This is a genomic window from Acinetobacter sp. BIGb0196 (assembly GCF_011759595.1).
GTDB classification, from domain to species: domain Bacteria; phylum Pseudomonadota; class Gammaproteobacteria; order Pseudomonadales; family Moraxellaceae; genus Acinetobacter; species Acinetobacter guillouiae.
This window is the reverse complement of the sequence record NZ_JAAOZA010000001.1, coordinates 2,771,560-2,791,277: the sequence shown is the minus strand read 5'-3', so window position 1 is coordinate 2,791,277 and position 19,718 is coordinate 2,771,560. Positions and strand designations below refer to the sequence as shown.

The following is a 19,718-nucleotide window of genomic DNA, read 5'->3' as shown; positions in this document are numbered from 1 at the left end:
CCATTGATTAGCCTACGTGTTGAAGAATACAACGGTATGATTTTCGCCACCTTTAAAGATGATATTGAACCTTTAGAGGATTTCTTAGGTGCAGCGAAAAAATGGATTGATTTGTTTATGAAACAAGGCGCAGGTTATCCAATTAAAGTATTGGGTGAACATCGTTTCCGTTTCCCAGGCAACTGGAAAATTCAACTGGAAAACACCACCGATGCCTATCATTTCCCGCTGGTACATAAGTCATTCTTAAGTTCAGTTGATGAGAAGACTGAAGAATTATTTAATTTTGAAAATCAACCTGGCTATGTTGAAGATTTAGGCAATGGGCACAGTGTCATGGTGATGATTCCTGAGCTGGTGGATTTAGATGAAGAGTTGATGGAACGCCCAATTCAGGAACGTTTTGAAGAGCTTGCTCAAGCGTTACGTGATGAAGGACATGAAGAACTTGAAGTACGCCGTATTGTACGTGCTGTGGGTGGTTCTGGTTTTAACTTAAACCTGTTCCCAAACATTGCCTGTTCAATGGCCTTTTTCCGTGTCATGCAACCGATTTCAGTCAATGAAACTGAAATTCATCATTCCGTGATCACGATGGATGGTGGTCCACAGATTGCCAATCAATATCGCTTACGTCTACATGAACATTTCCAAGGTCCATTTGGTTTTGGTACACCTGATGACTCAGAAGCGTGGGAACGTGTGCAACATGGTGCCAATGCTGGTCATGATTTATGGATCATGTTGAACCGTGGTTTACCCGGTGAAGTAAAAACTGAAGATGGCTTAAAGAGTGATGTCAGTGCAGAAACTGGAATGCGCGCTGCTTATCAGCAGTGGAAAAAGATGATGACGGCTTAAGGAGAGTAGCATGAACATGAATTTGCAATTATTAAATGAAGTGACTGCTTTTGTTTGGGCTGAAGCTGACATGTTAGATCACAGTGAATACCGTGAATGGCTCAATCTATGGAATGAAAAAGGCGTGTATATCATTCCGATTGATCCGACACTCAAGGATTATGAAAATAATTTGAACTATGCCTATGACAACAATCATATGCGTACATTACGGGTAGAACGTTTGGAAAATGGTGAAGCGATTTCGACTGCACCCAAAGCCAATACCGTCCGTAGCGTGTCACGTATCCGTGTCGTAAAAGATGAGGATGGTGAAATCATTTTACGCTGTGCACAAAACCTTCGTGAATTCCGTAAGGAAAGCTTGAAACATTACACCGCAGATGTGATTTTTCATTTGGTTCGTGATCCAGAACAAGGCTTTAAGATCAATCGTAAAATTATCAACTTAGTCAACTCGACCGATACTTTGGCGGGTATCAGTTACATCCTCTAGGAGCGCAAAAAAATGAAACAGGTTGTTTTAGTCACGGGAGCAGCATCTGGTTTAGGGAATGTGATCGCCGAATATTTTGCAGCACAGGGGCATCAAGTGATTGTCTCTGCCAGCAGCTTAGAAAAGGCTGAAAATGCCAAAGCTCGTAGTCCTAATGCGGAGAATATGTTTGCGTTAAAACTGGATATTTCAGTTGAGCAAGATTTTCATGCCGCAGTGCAGTGGATTCAACAAAAATTCAGCAAATTGGATGTGTTGATTAATAATGCGACGGTCACTAAGGCAACTCCTGTTTTAGAGATTACTGCAGCTGACTTTGACTGGATCACCCAAGTGAATCAGCGAGGAACCTTTCAAGCGTGTCAGATTATTGGCAAATATATGGCAGATCAAGGCTATGGCCGTATCGTCAATATGGCTTCATTGGCAGGGCAAAATGGAGGTACTGCAACAGGAGCACACTATGCTGCAACCAAAGGTGCAATTGTAACTTTGACCAAAATCTTTGCCAAAGAGTTTGCTGCTAAAGGTGTGACTGTGAACGCCGTAGCACCTGGGCCAATGGAATCACCGATTGTACACAGTGTGGTATCTGACGAGAAAATGGCGCAATTTATTCAAAATATCCCAGTCAAAGCATTAGGTAGTATGGAATTTATTGCTGAAACCTGTGCCTTGTTGGCAAGCCCAAGCGCTGCATTTGTCACTGGGGCGACGTGGGATATTAACGGTGGATTATTTATGCGTTAAGCCTTGGGCGAGATGCATAAAAGGGAGATAAATCATGGCTACACTCTATAACGTGGTTGTCAGAAACCGTCATGTAGAAGGTGGGAATGTTGCAGTCATGGAGTTTGAATCTGCAAATTCTGCCACATTACCAAAAATTGAAGCAGGTGCGCATATTGATGTGCACTTACCCAATGGTATGGTGCGTCAGTACTCACTATGCCAAAACCCAAAAGATGTTGGCATATTCCGACTGGGGATTTTACGCGATCCAGAATCGCGTGGTGGTTCAGTCTCGGCTTTTGATGATTTAAAAGATGGTATGCAAATACAGGTCAGTGAACCGAAAAACCTGTTTCCATTAGTCAAAGCCAAACATGCTGTACTGGTGGGTGGGGGGATTGGAATTACCCCTTTGATCACTATGGCCTATCAATTGGTACAAGAAAATGCATCTTTTGAACTGCATTATTGCGGGGCAAGCCCAGAGCAATGTGCCTTTGTCGATGAAATTAGAAATAGTGTATTGGCGCCATTTACCACCTTCCATTTTAAATCGGAAGGGGCTAGCCATCGTGAGTTTTTTCAATCTGCCATTCAGGACATAGACAAAGCAAGCCATATCTATACCTGTGGTCCCAATGGATTTATGGATTGGGTGATTAATTTGGCATTGACGCAAAATTTTCCTGAGCAACAGATTCATAAGGAATATTTTCAGGTTGAGCTTGAAACCAACGGTGATGCATTTGAAGTTGTGGCTGAGCGTAGCGGCAAGATCATCATGGTCAATGCCGAAGAAACCATTCTGCAAGCACTGGCACGTGAAGGGATTGAGATTGAAATGTCTTGCGAACAGGGCGTCTGCGGAACCTGTATGTGCGATGTGATCGAAGGTGAGCCTGATCATCGTGATGTGTATTTTACTGATGAAGAAAAAGCCAGTAATGAACAAATACTGGTGTGCTGTTCCCGTGCAAAGTCAGCACGATTGGTACTGGATATTTAATTGCTTTTAACAGGACGAAGCAATTTCAGATACCTAGCTAAATAGGATAAAAGATTCAGGAGAGAATAATGAATTCATTAAAATCAATGGATGAAATCAAAATAGATCCAATGCAATTTAGACGGGCATTGGGTAATTTTGCTACAGGTGTGACCATTGTTACGGCACAAAATGAGCAAGGTGAGAAGGTTGGAGTCACTGCAAATAGTTTTAATTCAGTGTCTTTAGACCCACCACTCATTTTATGGAGTATCGATAAAAAATCATCGAGTTTTTCTGTATTTGAGCAAGCTACGCATTTTGCGGTAAATATTTTATCGGGTTCTCAAATTGAGTTGTCCAATAAATTTTCTCGTCGCAATATCGATAAGTATGAAGGTACAAGTTATCAGGTTGGTGCAGGTCAATCACCAGTTCTAGACCATTGTTCAGCAGTGTTTGAATGTGAACGACACGAAATTATTGAAGGTGGTGATCACTGGATTATAATTGGCAAAGTCGTTAAGTTTCATGATCAAGGGCGTAGTCCGTTGGTGTATCACCAAGGTGCGTATTCAGGTGTGATTCCTCATCCATTATTACAGCTCAAAGATACTGTAGAAGCAGAAGACTTAGGCGAATTACATCAAGGGCATTTATATAGTAATGTCTGTTATTTAATGAGTCGGGCGTTTAAATTTTATCAGACCGATTATATTCCGAAGCAGTTAATCACTGGATTTCGCACCAGTGAAGCAAGATTATTATTGGTGTTGGGCAGTGGTACCGCATCCAATAAAGCAGATTTACCACGTGATATTGCCATGCCGATGCGTGAGATCGAACAAGCTGCGCTTATCTTAAAAAAAGATGGTTTATTGATTGAAACGGATGGATTTTTTAAGTTAACGGAAAAGGGCAAGAAAACCGCACATTATCTGTTTGATATTGCCGATAGCCATCAAAATGAAGTTTTTGAAAAATATCCTGAAAATGAAAAGGAAATTTTTATTAAAATTTTAAAGGATATTGCGGGGATTGTATAAGGCTTAATAAGCTGATAGGTTGAAAGGGTCTATCAGCTTTAGACTATTCGCTATTTATATAATAAACAAAAGAATTTATGAGCGAGAAGTATATTTAATATCGATTTTTGAACAGTTTAAACCGTAAAACAAGGAAGTGAGCGGATGAACCAATATGTACGTGATGCACTAATAACTTGGACGCGTAATATCAAAAATGTTTGCGGTAATTTTGAAACAGATTTTGATGGTACACGTGATTTGTTCATTGGCGAAGTCGAATGTTTTTTATTGGGCGATACTGAGATCGCTTTTATTAAAAATAATGCAAACAAAATTGTCCGAAAAGCGGATGAAATCGATCGAGTAAATAATCGTTTTTGTTTTTTGATTTTGCAGTATTCGGGCAAAATACAGTTGAACTATAAAAATGAAACCTTGAGTCTCAATGAGGGCGATATTGTATTACTCGACCCAGTTGAAACAATTTCTATGTTTCCACAAGGCTTAGTCAGTCAAATTTCTGTGCATCTGTCGCGGGAAAAATTGTTGAAAGAAAATATTAGTTCTGAATATTTTGGCAAACTCATTACGCAAAATATGAGTGGTTTTTTACTTAAAAATATTATGAAAAATATGTCTGCTGAAAACATTAAACTTTGGTATGCAACTGAAGATGGCAATGCTTTTGAAGATGCCTTGATTGCTTTAATCAAACCGACAATTAATTATAAAAATATGCATGATTCAAATAATCTTATGGAAAAAGCAGAGCGCTATATTATTGAAAATTTAGCCAAACCTGATCTGACGCCTAAGCTGATTGCTGAGCATATTGGTGTATCGTTACGGCATCTTTATCGATTATTTCTGCAAGAAAATTTATCGATTAACAAGTATATACAGCTCAAACGCTTAGAAAAAATTAAAGCAGATTTGCTTGATAAAAAAAATAAGCAAAGCTCGATTACCCAAATTGCCTTGAAATGGGGATTTTGGGATGGCGCGCATTTTTCAAAAATCTTTAAAAAGAATTATGGCGTCTCTCCTAAAGAATTTAGAGAGCATGTCTTGACTTAAGTCTTTTGTTTTTTGATGTCACTTCTAGACAAGTTCGAGGTCATTCCTGAACAAGCTAGCCCCATGCAAGTGTGTTGAAATTAAATCGATGAGAACAGTTAGGAACGACTGAATAAACTTAAAAATATTCAGTTTATCTCACGAATTTCACACATAGGAACGTGCATTTAACTATCTGTCTTAGATAGTTTAGGGATAGATGAAAAGGATGAAACTGATGCGTAAACAACGATTATTCAATGATATACAAAAAATATTGGCGCTTAACTTATCTATAGCTGCAAGCTTTTGGGGACTGAACACACAAGCTTATGCGCATGGTGGACAGGCAGAATTAGTCCCTTTATATCAAAACATGAGCGAGCAAGGTGCTAAAGTTGTAAAAGATGATTTTACCAATACGTATATGATCAGCAAAGGCTCTATAGTGGTGAGAGCTAAACCAAATTCAGATCAAGTTTTAGTCAATGGTAAACCGTTAAAGTTAAGTGTGCCATTAATTATTAAAGAGGGTAAGCCTGTTATTGGCAAAGACTTTTTCAATGAAGTATTTCAGTCTGGCTTAGATCAAACATTTAAAATTGAAAACACGTTTCACCCACTCAATAGTTTAAATACAGAAGAAATCAAAAAAACATTTGAAAGTATTAATCGCTCAAAATATGCCTATAAAAATATGCGTTTTGCCGAGTTAAAGCTGAAAGAACCTGAAAAAGCCAAAGTGTGGGATTATTTTATTAACCACAAAGACTATAAAGAAGACCGCATAGCATCTTTTATTTTATTAAAAGGTAATCAAGCGATTGAAGGTGAGGTGAACCTTCATACTCAGCAAGTTACAAAATGGAATGTATTAAAAGATACACATGGAATGATCCTGCTAGATAACTTCGAGACAGTCCAGCGTGTGATTGAGTCAAGCAAAGAATATCAGGAAGCTTTACGTAAACGAGGCGTAACAGATGTTAAAAAGGTTATTACCAATCCTTTAACTGTTGGATATTTTGGCGGTAAGGATGGTTTAGACAAACAATTGAACGTTTTAAAAGTTGTGTCATATCTAGATACAGGCGATGGTAATTATTGGGCACATCCTATTGAAAATTTAGTTGCTGTGGTTGATCTAGATAAAGAAAAAATTATTAAAATTGAAGAAGGGGCAATGATTCCCGTTCCGATGGCAGATCGACCTTATGCGACTAAAAAAACGCAACCCCCGAAAATTAAACCACTGAACATTATTGAACCTGAAGGTAAAAACTTCACAATTACTGGACAGACTGTACATTGGGGAAACTGGTGTTTCCATGTTGGACTAGATTCTCGTGTTGGCCTACAGCTTTCAACCGTGACTTATAAAGATAAGGGTGTAAAGCGTAAAGTCATGTATGAGGGCAACCTTGGTGGAATGGTTGTTCCATATGGTGACCCAGATATGGGATGGTACTTTAAATCTTATCTAGACTCAGGTGAGTATGGTATGGGAACACTCACTTCATCGATTCAACTGGGAACAGATGCGCCAGAAAATGCGGTTTTACTGGATGCCGTGATTGCTGACTACAAAGGGCAGCCCCAAGTTATTCCAAATGCGATTGCAATTTTTGAGCGATACGCTGGACCTGAGTATAAACATCAAGAAATTTTTGGTGATCAGGATGCAAGTGAAGCCCGCCGTGAGCTTGTGGTGCGGTGGATTAGTACGGTTGGAAACTATGATTATATGTTTGATTGGGTATTTGCTCAAAATGGTGTCATTGGAATTAATGCTGGTGCAACAGGAATTGAAGCTGTTAAAGGTGTTAAAGCGCGAACTATGCATGACAGTACTGCCAAAGAAGACACTAAATACGGCACGTTAATTGACCATAATATTGTTGGTACCACGCATCAACATATCTATAACTTCCGTTTAGATCTGGATGTCGATGGGGAAAATAATAGCTTTATGCATATGGACCCTGTCGTAAAGGTAAATGACAGAGGTGGTGTTCGTACAAGTACGATGCAAATTGACAGTCAGGTGATTAGCAATGAGCAAAACGCTGCTGAAAAGTTTGATCCGTCGACTATTCGTTTGCTAACCAACTTTAATAAGGAAAATAAACTCGGTAACCCAGTTTCTTATCAGCTGATTCCGTTTGCTGGCGGTACACACCCTGTGGCGAAGGGGGCAAATTTTGCCAAAGATGAATGGTTATTTAAACGCCTGAATTTTATGGATAAGCAAATTTGGGTGACGCAGTACAATGCTGATGAACGCTACCCTGAAGGTAAATATTCAAATCGCTCAACGCAAGATACTGGTTTAGGACAGTTTATTCGTAACAATGACAATATTGAGAATAAAGACCTTGTGGTCTGGATGACGACAGGAACAACCCATGTAGCACGTGCTGAAGAATGGCCAATTATGCCAACCGAATGGGTTTATACCTTAATCAAACCGTGGAATTTCTTTGACAATACACCGACCTTGAACTTGGGTGATGAAAAAGAAAATACCCAGCATGAGCATCACTAAAGGTGCCAATCAGCAAGTATGGGTAACCAATAAGTTACCCAAAACTTAGCGTCTTGTAGACCGTTCACAAAAAGGAATTTTGTATGAAAACGCTACTTTCTCAAGTGATGAGAGGGACTCTCTTTGTCTCAATTTTTTCAACTGTCTATGCAAGCGAAATAGAAATCAAACCGATTTTTGAAGTTACCTTGGGTGCTTTTAGCAGTGGGAAAAGTTATAACGGTGAAAATATAGCTGAGCAAAGAATAAATTGGCAAGAAGGGCATCTTAAATATGGTGCAAAAGGACAATACACATTGAATAACAACCAACTCTATGCAGGTTTGAGTGGGATTAGCTCAGCCACATTTGGAGAGGGGGATGCAGGACAAAATAGTAATGGTAAAGAACGTAAAACTGATGTGAATGAATGGGTCATTGGTTTTAAAGATGGTACTCATAAAGATCAATTGACCACATATGATTTAAGTATTGGTCGACAAAATATAATGATTGGGGACGGTTTTTTTATTGCTGGTGATGCATTAAACCTTGGGAAACTACCCGCAGATGGCGCATTAGACCGTGGAGGGGCCTATTATCTGGCGGCACGACGCAGTTTTGATTTTACCACTCTGCTGCAATATAAATTGCAAGATCATACAACCTTAAAACTGGCCTATTTAAAATCGAATAATAAAGCACAATTTTCATCAGAACTCTTTGTAACTGATCTGATGTATCAACTTAATGATAAAGGTATCGGATTTACTTACTTAAATGTATTAGATCTTGACGATGCCGAGCATATTTCAGGGCGGGAAGATCTTAAAAATTATGCTTTACGTTTGAATTATCAACTGTTACCAGAATTACAAATTAAATCTGAATTTGTTGTTCAAGACAAAAAGGAACACCAAGAAAATGCAGGTTATTTAGGACTGAACTATAACTTTTTATCCTCAAAATATACGCCTTCGCTAGGCTATCGCTTTAGTCGTTTTTCAGACCAATATGATCCCATGTTTTATGGAAATACCGTGGGATTTGGAACATGGTTTCAGGGGGAGGTTGCTGGAAACTATGCGGGTCCTTTCAATAAAAATGCCGATATTCATCAAATATCTTACATGATGAATTTAAAAGAAAATTTTATATTAGGTGCTTTGGCACATAAGTTTAAAACAGTAAATAAAGCTTTAACAAATGTTGATGGACATGAGTTGGATGTGTTTTCGGTCTGGTCTGTAAATAAAAACGTTACCGTTATTCCGCTCATTGGGCTGTATAAACCGAAGCAAGATATCCATAGTGGCGGTACTCAAAACTATGATGATAAGACCAATCTATATGCTCAATTGATTTTGCAATATATCTATTAATTAAGCCCTTTAAAGTTAAGTGTGAGGAATAAAAATGAATGAAGTCAAAATATTAGATAGCGTACAGACTTTTTTGAATAGAGCGCATGGACATTTTATTGACGGAAAGTGGGTTGCTGCTCAACATTCAAATAAAGTTGATATTGTAAACCCCTCTACCGAACAAGTCATTGCTCAGATCAGTATCGCTAGTCAACAAGATGTTGTAGATGCAGTATCCAGTGCAGATCATGCTTTTCAAAATGCTTGGGCTGAAACGACACCGTATCAACGTGGTGTAAAACTAAATAAATTGGCAGATTTAATTGAGCAATATGCTGAGGAACTTGCGCAACTAGAGTCTTTGTCTACTGGAAAATTAATTCATATTTCCCGTCATCTTGAAGTGGCACAATCTATTATTTTTTTAAGATATTTTGCTGGTTGGGCCACCAAGATTCATGGACAAACCATGCAACCTTCTATTCCTTCTACACAAGGTGAAAAATATACCGCATTTACCTTAAGGCAGCCTGTTGGGGTCGTCGCGGGTATTGTTCCGTGGAATTTTTCACTCATGATTGGCATTTGGAAAATTGGTTCAGCTTTAACAACAGGCTGTAGCATTGTGCTGAAACCCAGTGAATTTGCCAGTTTGTCATTGCTACGTTTAGCTGAGTTAGCAATTGAAGCGGGTATTCCAGCAGGTGTGATCAATGTTGTGACGGGTAAAGGCGAAACTGGGCAATATCTGATTGAGTCACCCTTGGTTAAAAAGGTTTCTTTCACAGGCTCAGTACCTACGGGGATTGCTATTGGTAAGCTTGCGATGAGCAGTGATTTAACTCGTGTTAGCTTGGAGTTGGGGGGTAAAAATGCGATTGCCATTTTGGCTGATGCAAATATAGATGAGATTTTACCTACCTTGATACAAGCAACTTTTGTGCATCAAGGCCAAGTATGTGCATCGCCAGAACGGTTTTTTGTGCATCAGACAAAATATGATGAGCTTGTTGCAAAGCTTTCTAAAGCATTATCTCAATTTAAAATTGGATCGGCTATGGATGAAAGCAGTATGTTTGGTCCGCTGTCTAACCGACCTCACTTTGATAAAGTAAAGCATTATTTAGATTTGGCCAAAGCCAATAATCAAATTATTGCTGGTGGAGATACTTTGCAACAAACAGGTTATTTTGTCGAACCGACTTTAATTTCTTTAAAAGCGATTGATGATCCATTATTTTTAGAAGAGACCTTTGGCCCAATTGTAGGATTAATGCCATTTGAAACGGACGAAGAACTCATTCAGCTGATGAATCATTCTCGGTTTGGTTTAACCGCAAGTATTTGGACCAATGATTTGTCCAAAGCTTTGCGTTTAATACCGAAAATTGAAGCGGGTACTTTATGGGTCAATATGCATACTTTTTTAGATCCGTCGGTTCCATTTGGTGGTGTGAAAGCTTCAGGAACTGGTCGAGAGTTTTCAGATGCATTTATTGAAGATTTCACTGAATTAAAATCAGTGATGATTCGCTATTAAAAATGTGCATAGATATTTAAAAGTAGGTAGCACAGTCTAAAAAGAGTGGTATCGCTTCCAGTGATCTACTGATTGCGAATATAGGCTTGATAAGTTCTGAAAATATATAAGTTGAACAAGCTTTAAAATTTAAACAGCCCAATATATCTATATATTGGGCTGTTTCGAGTAAAAATTAATAGGTTAAAGTCATACTTTGTTGTGTTGCTTGATCAATTTGCTTTTGGCTTACTGCATCATCCTTACATTGATAGTTTTCAAATAATGGGAGCTGATCGGCAAAGTGTGCATCGGTCTTTCCATTGCGATGAATAAATCCACTTTGACCAGGTGCAAGAATTGAACACATGCTGACTTGATTGGGATTGAGTACCACTCTAAAGGTTGCACTCCCTGTATTCCCATAGGTGCTCAGCTGTTGTTGATGCGCCTGATCAGCCCATGGAATACCCACTGAGTTTTTGTTGGAGAATCCCATTGTGGCAACAGGAATTTTCCAATCATTGGGTTGGTCTGAATGATATTGTTTTGAAAGCTGAATTAAGGTGTTTTCCAAGGCAGTTAACACCACATCATCTGCTGATTGTCCTTTTAAGAAATCAACGGTTTGAGCAACGCTGGCTTGTTTGCCTTGCAGTGCATTCCAGATCAGTTTAGATGCATTCGCAGGTTGTGTACTCCGTGGGTCATTATTTACTGGGTAAAGGGTATCTGTATAACGTGCATAAATATTTTCAGATAGATTTGGTTTAAGCACCAATTCAATCATTTGATTGAGCCATGTACGCATAATGACAGGTGCTGCGCCTTGATAGAATTTAGCCTCACTGTCAGGACGAAGTTTGAAGTCCCAACTCGCCAATATCGGTGCGATTTTCTTTGCTAAAGGTGATGCGTTCGGGCTTTGCGCAGCTTTGACCATATAAGGAATAAAATAACGCGCATTCAGATCCGACCAAGCGCCCATTTTATTGATAGCCCAAATGTCTTGTTGGCTTAATTTTGCTTTACTTTCTAGGGGTTCAATCAGTTCATTGACACGGTCAACATGAGAGAAGTTGGAGGAATCGGAACGTAAATCCGCATAAGCTTTATTGTTCCAACTGCTAATATAGCCTTTTTCAGGGTTATAGGCTTTGGGATTATGTGAGAAATCATAGAAACCCTGCCATTCCATTGAGCCATCACCTTGAGCAGGCAGTTGAATATGCTGGTTTTCAGGGCGGATCGGTAAACGACCCAATGCAGCGACACCAATATTATTTTGGGTATCGGCATAAAACCACGTAATCGAAGCCGCGACACGTTTGGCTTGATCTAGGAATTCTTGCCAGTTGCTCGCTTTTGCTGCATTGGCCCAGCCCAATAAAGTTTCAATCTCTACACCTTCCCAGCTACGTTTTTGTGCATAGGCGGTATGATTTTTTTCATCCCATGTGCTGACAAAGCCTTGTTTACTTTGATACACATCTAAAACGTGGTCTGGTTGATTACGGACTTTAATTTTGATCTGTTGATGTTCAAAGGGAATATAACTGCCTTGATAACGATACTGTTTTGGATTGCTCGGATTTAAGCTGAGTTGATAGACGTCATTGGTATCAAGCGAACCGACAGTTGAACCCCAAGCAATTTTTCCATTGGTTCCAAATAGAATTGCAGGTAGACCGACGGGGGTAATCCCGGTGAGATTATAGCCAGCACCATGTAACCCAACCGCATAAGTAATGGCAGGCGTGTACCAGCCTTGTTGAGGGCCATTATATAAAACCGTTTGGCCTTCTACCGTTTTATCTCCTTTGACCACCCAGGCATTACTGGCTGTAGGGACGCCATCAACCACACTTTTACCCAATGCAATACGCGCTTGAGCTAAATAGTTTTTGGCTGCTTGGTCTGAGATAGGCGCTATACCTTTTAACATGTGTTGCTGATGTGCTGAAACTTGTGGTTTTGCTTTAGATTGAATAATTGTAGGAGCACTCGGATCATCTAGCCAACGTAATTGCTGATAAACTTTTAATCCTGTTTCTTGACCTTTTTCTTTTTGTAGTTGAGTCAGTAAATCTAAGTTTGAGACTTCTGAACTGGCTGAAAAAAAGCGATTGAGAATTAAGCCCACCCAGACCATTGCGATATCTTCTTGCTGCCATGTCGATGGTTTAAAGTCATAATCAATAAATTCTTTAGGCATCAGCTCTGGATTGGCCAAAACCTCTTGGACACGCTTATTAAAACCAGCAGCATAACCATCGAAAATGGCACGATCTTCAGGAGAAAGTCGGGCAATTTGTTGTTTAATCTGTTCAGGATTAAAGCGACTATGGGTTGCAATATCATATTGTAGATAATCGGGACCGAGCACTTCAGCAACAGTGCCTAAACCTGTACGTTTTGACATTTCCATTTGAAATAAACGATCAGTTGCGACTGCATAAGCATAGCCATAAAAAAGACCATAAGTATCCTTGGCATAGACATGCGGTGTGCCAAAATTGTCACGTTGAATCGTGACCTGTTTTTGCACTGGGTTTGATTCTAAACGAGAGGATGAACTACATCCTGCAAGCAATAAACAACTTAAAACACCTAATTTGATTAAGTGGTGTTTATCGCTCAGTTGATTATTTGAGGGGCTTTTTTTCAATTGAAATATCCTTTTCATTATTGTTGAGAAATAGAGTGTTGGGAAATAAATGCTTTTAGATGTTTTCTAAAAACAGTAGATTTATCGATATGCAGGTCCTGAATAAATAAAATGATTGTTATTTTTATATGTAATTTTCTATTACTTTGTGGGTATATATTTATACTTTTAAATAAATAGACTTAATTTTATCTCATCATTTTATTTTAAATATGCTTTATCAAGTCTTGGTGAAATGCCAAAAAATAAAGGGATATGTTCTATCCCTTTATGCCGCGTCAAAAATTAAGTGTCAAAGCTCAGTCGTAAGAATTTCAGAGAGAAATTTTTCAAGTGCAGCATTGAATGCTTCAGGACATTCAATATTTGCAATATGCGATGCTTGAATTTCCACAAGTTGGGATTGCGGAATGTGCTGTTGCATAAATTGCCCATCTGCAACTGTAGTTACAGGGTCTTGCGTTCCTGCAATGACCAAAACTGGAATCGTGATATCTTTGAGTTGATTGCGGACATCCGCTTTAGCCAAAGCCTCACAACAATTGGCATAACCTATTGCGCTGCCAGCACTTAAGTCGTTACACAGATTATTGACAATTGCAGGATGACTTTGGATAAAGGGATCTGTAAACCAACGTGATGCAGCGCTTGCTGCGATGCTGGTTAAACCTTGTTCTCGGACAAGTTGAGCACGATCTAGCCATGCTTGTTCTTGTCCAATTTTTGCTGCGGTATTACTGATAACAACAGCATTAAATCGTTGTGGATAATGGATGGCTAACCATTGACCTGTTAATCCCCCCATAGAAATGCCACAGAAACTGGCTTTTTCAATATTTAAATGATCCAGTAATCGAATCACATCTTCAGCCAATTGGGGCAAGGTATAAGGACCTTGTGGCGCAGATGAAGAACCATGTCCACGGGTGTCATAGCAAATGACAAAAAAGCGTTCTTTAAAATAATTGAACTGCTTTTGCCACATGCCATAGTTGGTCCCTAAGGAATTTGAAAAGACCAGTGCAGGGGAGTTAGGGTTTCCAAAACTTTGATAATAAATCTGTGCATCCGCTGATTGAAAAGTTGGCATTGCTCGTTCCTTAATTTTGATCAACACGTTGAATAATGAGCGCGATACCTTGACCCACCCCAATACACATTGAACATAAGGCATATTCACCTTTGATCTGTTCAAGTTGATTTAAGGCAGTGGTCACCAGTCTGGCACCTGATGCACCCAAAGGATGACCTAAAGCAATTGCACCACCATTGGGATTGACGCGTGCATCATCATCTGCCAAACCTAAATCACGGGTTACGGCCAAAGCTTGGGCAGCAAAGGCTTCATTCAGTTCAATCACATCCATTTGCGCTAAACTAAGATCAGCTTGTTTAAGCAGTTTCTTGATTGCAGGCGCGGGTGCAAAGCCCATAATTCGTGGTTCTACACCCACCGTGGTTGCTGCAATAATTTTGCCACGTGGTTTTAATTGGTATTTTTCTACAGCTTCATCTGAGGCGATCAATAACGCCGCTGCACCATCATTAATCCCAGACGCATTGCCCGCCGTGACCGTACCATCAGCTTTGACCACACCTTTGAGTTTTGTCAGTGCGGCTAAAGTGGTTGATGCACGTGGATGTTCATCGGTATCCACAAGCACAGCATCGCCTTTACGCTGTGGAATAGTGACAGGCACAATCTCATTTTTGAAAAAGCCTTGAGCTTGTGCTGCCGCAGTACGTTGTTGGCTGTTGAGCGCAAACTGATCTTGATCCGCACGGTTAATATCGAATTGCTCTGCCACGTTTTCAGCGGTTTGTGGCATGCTGTCCACACCATACAATTCTTTAAGTTTTGGATTGATAAAACGCCAGCCCATGGTGGTGTCTTCAATCTTTTGACTACGCCCAAAAGCACTGTCCGACTTGCCCATCACATAGGGCGCACGGCTCATGCTTTCTACACCACCGGCAATGATTAAATCTGCTTCATTGGCTTTAATGGCGCGAGCTGCCATGGCAATTGCATCCAGTGACGATCCACATAGACGGTTCACAGTGGTTGCTGGCACTTGATAGGGCACACCTGCCAATAATGCTGACATACGTCCAACATTACGATTGTCTTCACCGGCCTGATTGGCACAGCCATAAATCACATCATCGACTTGCTGCCAATCTACCGTTGGATTACGTTGTATCAATGCTTGAATTGGAATAGCACCGAGATCATCTGCACGGACTGGCGCAAGACCACCGGCATAACGACCAAATGGGGTACGGATGGCATCTATGATGTAAGCGTTTTTCATGTGTCTTTCCTTTTATATTGAATCCCCCCTTGCGAAGCAGTACTTCTCACCTTTTTAAAGAGAGACTTTCTCTCTTATCTTAATGAAAGAGAGAACCCCTCCCTTTCTTAAAGGGAGGTAGGGAGGGATTTATTATCCCTGTGTCGCATCAATCAATTGAGCACCCGTCAAAGCCTGTAATTCTTCAAAGCTCAGACCTGCAACTTTTTCAAGCACTTTTAAGCCATCAGTGGTCACATCAATCACGCATAGGTCGGTATAGATACGATCAACACAATGCTTACCTGTCACAGGATAGCTCAGTTCTTCAACAATCTTAGGTTCACCTTGCTTAGTCACATGATCTGTGGTGATAAAGACTTTCTTGGCCCCTACAGCTAAATCCATTGCACCACCCACGGCAGGAATCGCATCTGGCGCACCAGTATGCCAGTTGGCAAGATCGCCATTGGCTGCCACTTGAAATGCACCCAATACAGCAATATCCAGATGTCCACCACGCATCATGGCAAAGGAATCACCATGATGGAAAAACGAGCCACCTGTCAGCATAGTCACATATTCTTTGCCTGCATTAATCAGCTCAGGATCTTCTTCACCTTTAGCAGGTGGAGGACCAAAAGCCAATAAACCATTTTCAGAATGCAGGAATACATCTTTATCTGTTGGCAAATATTTTGAAATCTTGGTCGGTAAACCAATGCCTAAATTGACATAAGCACCATCGGGAATATCTTGGGCAACACGTTCAGCAATTTGGTCACGGCTTAGTTTTTGGTAGCTCATTGTTATTCTCCATTACCATTGGCTGCATCAACTGCAACCACATGCTGAACAAAAATTCCTGGGGTAATAATATGCTCAGGATCGAGTTGACCTAATTCAACCACCTCTGAAACCTGTGCAATGGTGACATCTGCAGCCATCGCCATGATTGGACCAAAGTTACGTGCTGATTTGTTATAAACCAAGTTGCCCCAACGGTCGCCTTGATGTGCTTTGATTAAGGCAAAGTCTGCTTTAATTGGATATTCAAGCACGTAGTCTTTGCCATCGATATGACGGGTTTCTTTGCCATCTGCCAATAAGGTGCCAAAACCTGTTGGGGTAAACACTGCACCTAAACCCATTCCTGCGGCTTGAATACGACACGCGAGATTACCTTGAGGAACCAGTTCCAGTTCGATCTTGCCCGCATGATAGAGTTCGTCAAATACCCAAGAGTCCGACTGACGAGGGAAAGAACAAATGATTTTACGGACTGCACCCGATTTAAGCAGTTTAGCCAGACCGTAATCGCCATTGCCTGCATTGTTATTGACAATCACCAGATCTTTAACGCCAAGTTCAATCAGCCCATCGATCAGCTCTGCGGGCTGTCCTGCTGTTCCAAAGCCACCAATCATAATGGTTGCACCATTTTTGATGTGTGATAGAACCTCAGTCAACGAGAGCTTACTTTTATCAATCATAAGACGAACCTTTTATCCATGTTTTTAAATTTCTATACATACCGCATTAGCAAAGATAGACATGTATAGAAACTTAAAAAAACTGTGAGAAAGAACTTATCTCACAGTTATTTAGTCAATGAATTTACACCCGCTGCTTAATGGTCATCTTCTCGAATTGAAGACGGATGACGGTTTAAGGCAGTCACTTCGATATTCATATAAGGATATAAAGGCAATCCCTGTAAAATATTGTGGAGTTCTTCATTGCTCTCTACATCAAAAATACTGGTGTTTGAGTATTGGCCTGTAATACGCCAGATATGACGCCATTTCCCTTGACGTTGTAAATCTTGTGAATAAGCCTTTTCAATTGCTTTAATTTCATTGGCTTTTTCGACGGGCATATCGAGGGGGATGTGTACATCCATTCGTACTTGGAAAAGCATGTCAGCTCCTTGAATTATTGACGACGTAGGTTGTCGATTTTGTCTTCATCTAGTTCAATGCCGAGGCCCGGACCAGTTGGAATTTTGAGCTCAAAATTGCCATATTGAAGCGGTGTTTTTAAAATTTCTTCAGTCAGTAGCAGTGGGCCAAATAATTCAGTTCCCGCTGCGAGATTGCTAAATGTAGAGAAGGCATGTGCTGAGGCAATTGTTCCAACAGGACCTTCAAGCATAGTGCCACCATAAAGATCAATACCTGCCAGATTGGCGATTTTACCGACTTCGCATGCTTCAATCAGACCACCAGATTGCGCAACTTTTACCGCAAAAACTGAGGCTGCATTGGTTTTTGCCAAGTTATAAGCACTTTGTGGACCAGTTAATGATTCATCTGCCATGATCGCGATATCAAACTTACGGCTAAGACGTTGCATAGCATCAATATTATGAATTGCACAAGGCTGTTCAATCAGGTCAACGCCACCATCTTGAAGCATTTGAATCCCTTTAATTGCATTCAGTTCAGACCAAGCACGGTTAACGTCTACACGAATTGAGATGTCTGCGCCCAAGGCTTTTTTGATTGCCAATACATGCTCAACATCTTGTTCAACAGGACGTGATCCGATTTTTAACTTAAAGACATTGTGACGTTTTAACGCAATCATTTTTTCTGCTTCGGCAATGTCTTTTTCGGTATTACCCGACGCCAAAACCCAAAGCACAGGAATACTGTCACGTAAGCGACCGCCTAGAATCTCACTCAGGGGTTGACCTAAACGTTGCGCTTGAATATCTAATAATGCAGTTTGAACAGCACATTTCGCAAAACGATTACCGTTGATATTACGATGGATCACTTGCATTGTTTGGGCAATATTGGCACCAGACAGCGTTTTTAACAATGGCGCAAAATAGGTTTCAATATTGGTTTTTACACTTTCAGGGCTTTCTTCGCCATAACCTAAACCGCCAATTGTGGTCGCTTCACCCCAGCCAATTAAACCATCTTCAGTCGTGATTTTAATCAGGACCAAGGTTTGGGTTTGCATTGTCGCAACGGCCATCTTGTGAGGACGTATCGTTGGAATTTCGATTAACAGCGTTTCTATGGACTTGTACATCGTGGTTATTTCTTAAGTATCAATCTATTTATATACCCTAATTTAATGTAATATCTTTAACTAGGCCGATTTTGGTATTTTTAGATACTTAAAAGGTATATAAAAGGGATTTATAGAGATGGAATTAAGATATCTTCGTTATTTCGTTACAGTGGTCGAAGAGCAGAGTATTACCAAAGCTGCAGAAAAATTATGTATTGCTCAACCGCCATTGAGCCGTCAGATTCAAAAGTTAGAAGAAGAACTGGGTATTCTTTTATTTGAGCGTGGCACACGTCCAGTAAGAACAACAGAAGCAGGGCAATTCTTTTACCAACATGCGGTACAAATTTTGACTCATACTGCGCAAGCCACCTCTATGGCGAAGCGTATTAGTTCAATGAATACAATTGTCCGTATTGGTTATGTCAGTTCATTGCTGTATGCGTTACTGCCTCAGGTAATTTATTTATTTCGTCAAAATAACCCTGATATTCAGGTTGAGCTGATTGAATACAGTACCAAGGATCAAATCGAAGCACTCAAACTCGGTAAAATAGATTTAGGCTTTGGTCGTTTAAGAATTAGTGATCCATCGATTAAGCGCATTTTATTGTACAAAGAGAAATTAAAACTAGCCGCGCATAAAAATCATCATTTAACCAGTTATATTGATAAAGGTATTTATTTATCGCAAATTATCAATGAACCTATTTTTTCTTATCCAGCCACACAGAAGCCTAATTTCTCAACCTTGATTCAATCCATTTTTACCGAATTAGGCTTGGTACCGAAAGATATGGTTGAAGTTCGAGAAATCCATATGGCTTTGGGTTTGGTGTCGTCAGGGGAAGGGATATGCATTATTCCTGAAAGCGCTAGTGAAATAGGCATGAAAAATCTGGTCTATATTCCGATTTTGGATATAGAGGCCTATAGTCCTATTTCATTAGCCGTGAGAAATATGGATCAAAGTCCTTATTTACCTAAGATTTTAGAATGTATTCGACAGGTCTTTGAAGAGGAAGGGATTCCACTTCAACTCGATGGGGATTAATCGAGTATAGGCCTGCGCTGAGATCAATAAAAAATCCCCTCATCCTCGCCTTCTCCCAACGGGAGAAGGGACTTTCAATACCAATATGATTCACTCAACATGATCATTTT

The 19,718-nt window shown here is 40.1% G+C and carries 17 protein-coding genes; 10 read left to right on the top strand and 7 right to left on the bottom strand.

Features of this window, described 5'->3' with window-relative positions:
- The 9 genes from FHR28_RS12750 to FHR28_RS12710 form a co-directional block, all read left to right on the top strand.
- Positions 1-861, top strand: an 861-nt coding sequence (locus FHR28_RS12750) for an RHO alpha subunit C-terminal catalytic domain-containing protein (RefSeq protein WP_166782743.1), incomplete at its 5' end; no start/stop codon positions are given.
- Positions 862-871: 10 nt separating this feature from the next.
- On the top strand, positions 872-1,357 hold the full coding sequence (locus FHR28_RS12745) for an aromatic-ring-hydroxylating dioxygenase subunit beta (RefSeq protein WP_004721595.1): 486 nt from the start codon (positions 872-874) through the stop codon (positions 1,355-1,357).
- A 12-nt stretch (positions 1,358-1,369) separates the two neighbouring features.
- Positions 1,370-2,107, top strand: a complete 738-nt coding sequence (locus FHR28_RS12740; RefSeq protein ID WP_154130240.1) for an SDR family NAD(P)-dependent oxidoreductase — start codon at positions 1,370-1,372, stop codon at positions 2,105-2,107.
- Positions 2,108-2,141: 34 nt separating this feature from the next.
- Entirely contained in the window at positions 2,142-3,095 is a 954-nt protein-coding gene (locus tag FHR28_RS12735) for a PDR/VanB family oxidoreductase (RefSeq protein WP_166782742.1), read from the top strand.
- A 65-nt stretch (positions 3,096-3,160) separates the two neighbouring features.
- Positions 3,161-4,120, top strand: a complete 960-nt coding sequence (locus tag FHR28_RS12730; protein ID WP_171287945.1) for a p-hydroxyphenylacetate 3-hydroxylase reductase component — start codon at positions 3,161-3,163, stop codon at positions 4,118-4,120.
- 144 nt (positions 4,121-4,264) lie between these two features.
- Positions 4,265-5,179 carry a transcriptional regulator FeaR gene (gene feaR / locus FHR28_RS12725; RefSeq protein ID WP_034614190.1) on the top strand — a complete coding sequence of 305 codons (915 nt, stop codon included), beginning with the start codon at positions 4,265-4,267 and terminating at the stop codon, positions 5,177-5,179.
- A 208-nt stretch (positions 5,180-5,387) separates the two neighbouring features.
- The gene (tynA, locus tag FHR28_RS12720; protein ID WP_166782741.1) at positions 5,388-7,703 is read left to right on the top strand and encodes a primary-amine oxidase; all 2,316 of its coding nucleotides are present in this window, start codon (positions 5,388-5,390) and stop codon (positions 7,701-7,703) included.
- A gap of 83 nt (positions 7,704-7,786) precedes the next feature.
- Positions 7,787-9,064 (top strand): hypothetical protein, encoded by a 1,278-nt coding sequence (locus FHR28_RS12715; RefSeq protein ID WP_166782740.1) that lies wholly within the window; start codon positions 7,787-7,789, stop codon positions 9,062-9,064.
- 34 nt (positions 9,065-9,098) lie between these two features.
- The gene (locus FHR28_RS12710; RefSeq protein ID WP_004721583.1) at positions 9,099-10,586 is read left to right on the top strand and encodes an NAD-dependent phenylacetaldehyde dehydrogenase; all 1,488 of its coding nucleotides are present in this window, start codon (positions 9,099-9,101) and stop codon (positions 10,584-10,586) included.
- Positions 10,587-10,761: 175 nt separating this feature from the next.
- Here the strand turns inward: FHR28_RS12710 and FHR28_RS12705 are convergent, their stop codons facing one another.
- The 7 genes from FHR28_RS12705 to FHR28_RS12675 form a co-directional block, all read right to left on the bottom strand.
- Entirely contained in the window at positions 10,762-13,251 is a 2,490-nt protein-coding gene (locus tag FHR28_RS12705) for a penicillin acylase family protein (protein WP_166782739.1), read from the bottom strand.
- Between the two features lie 274 nt (positions 13,252-13,525).
- The gene (gene pcaD, locus FHR28_RS12700) at positions 13,526-14,323 is read right to left on the bottom strand and encodes a 3-oxoadipate enol-lactonase (RefSeq protein ID WP_166782738.1); all 798 of its coding nucleotides are present in this window, start codon (positions 14,321-14,323) and stop codon (positions 13,526-13,528) included.
- Positions 14,324-14,333: 10 nt separating this feature from the next.
- Positions 14,334-15,548: a 3-oxoadipyl-CoA thiolase gene (gene pcaF / locus FHR28_RS12695; protein ID WP_166782737.1), complete on the bottom strand. Its 1,215-nt coding sequence runs from the start codon at positions 15,546-15,548 to the stop codon at positions 14,334-14,336.
- Between the two features lie 132 nt (positions 15,549-15,680).
- Positions 15,681-16,334: a 3-oxoacid CoA-transferase subunit B gene (locus FHR28_RS12690; protein ID WP_004722148.1), complete on the bottom strand. Its 654-nt coding sequence runs from the start codon at positions 16,332-16,334 to the stop codon at positions 15,681-15,683.
- 2 nt (positions 16,335-16,336) lie between these two features.
- Positions 16,337-17,020, bottom strand: a complete 684-nt coding sequence (locus FHR28_RS12685) for a 3-oxoacid CoA-transferase subunit A (RefSeq protein ID WP_166782736.1) — start codon at positions 17,018-17,020, stop codon at positions 16,337-16,339.
- Between the two features lie 137 nt (positions 17,021-17,157).
- Positions 17,158-17,448, bottom strand: coding sequence for a muconolactone Delta-isomerase (gene catC / locus FHR28_RS12680; RefSeq protein ID WP_004820442.1), 291 nt, complete (start codon positions 17,446-17,448; stop codon positions 17,158-17,160).
- Positions 17,449-17,462: 14 nt separating this feature from the next.
- A complete protein-coding gene (locus FHR28_RS12675) occupies positions 17,463-18,572 on the bottom strand; it encodes a muconate/chloromuconate family cycloisomerase (protein WP_154131035.1) in 1,110 nt (369 codons plus the stop codon).
- Positions 18,573-18,690: 118 nt separating this feature from the next.
- On the opposite strand from FHR28_RS12675, the gene catM reads away from it, so the two are divergent.
- Positions 18,691-19,608, top strand: coding sequence for a cis,cis-muconate-binding transcription regulator CatM (gene catM, locus FHR28_RS12670; protein ID WP_034617960.1), 918 nt, complete (start codon positions 18,691-18,693; stop codon positions 19,606-19,608).
- The last annotated feature ends 110 nt before the right edge of the window (positions 19,609-19,718 follow it).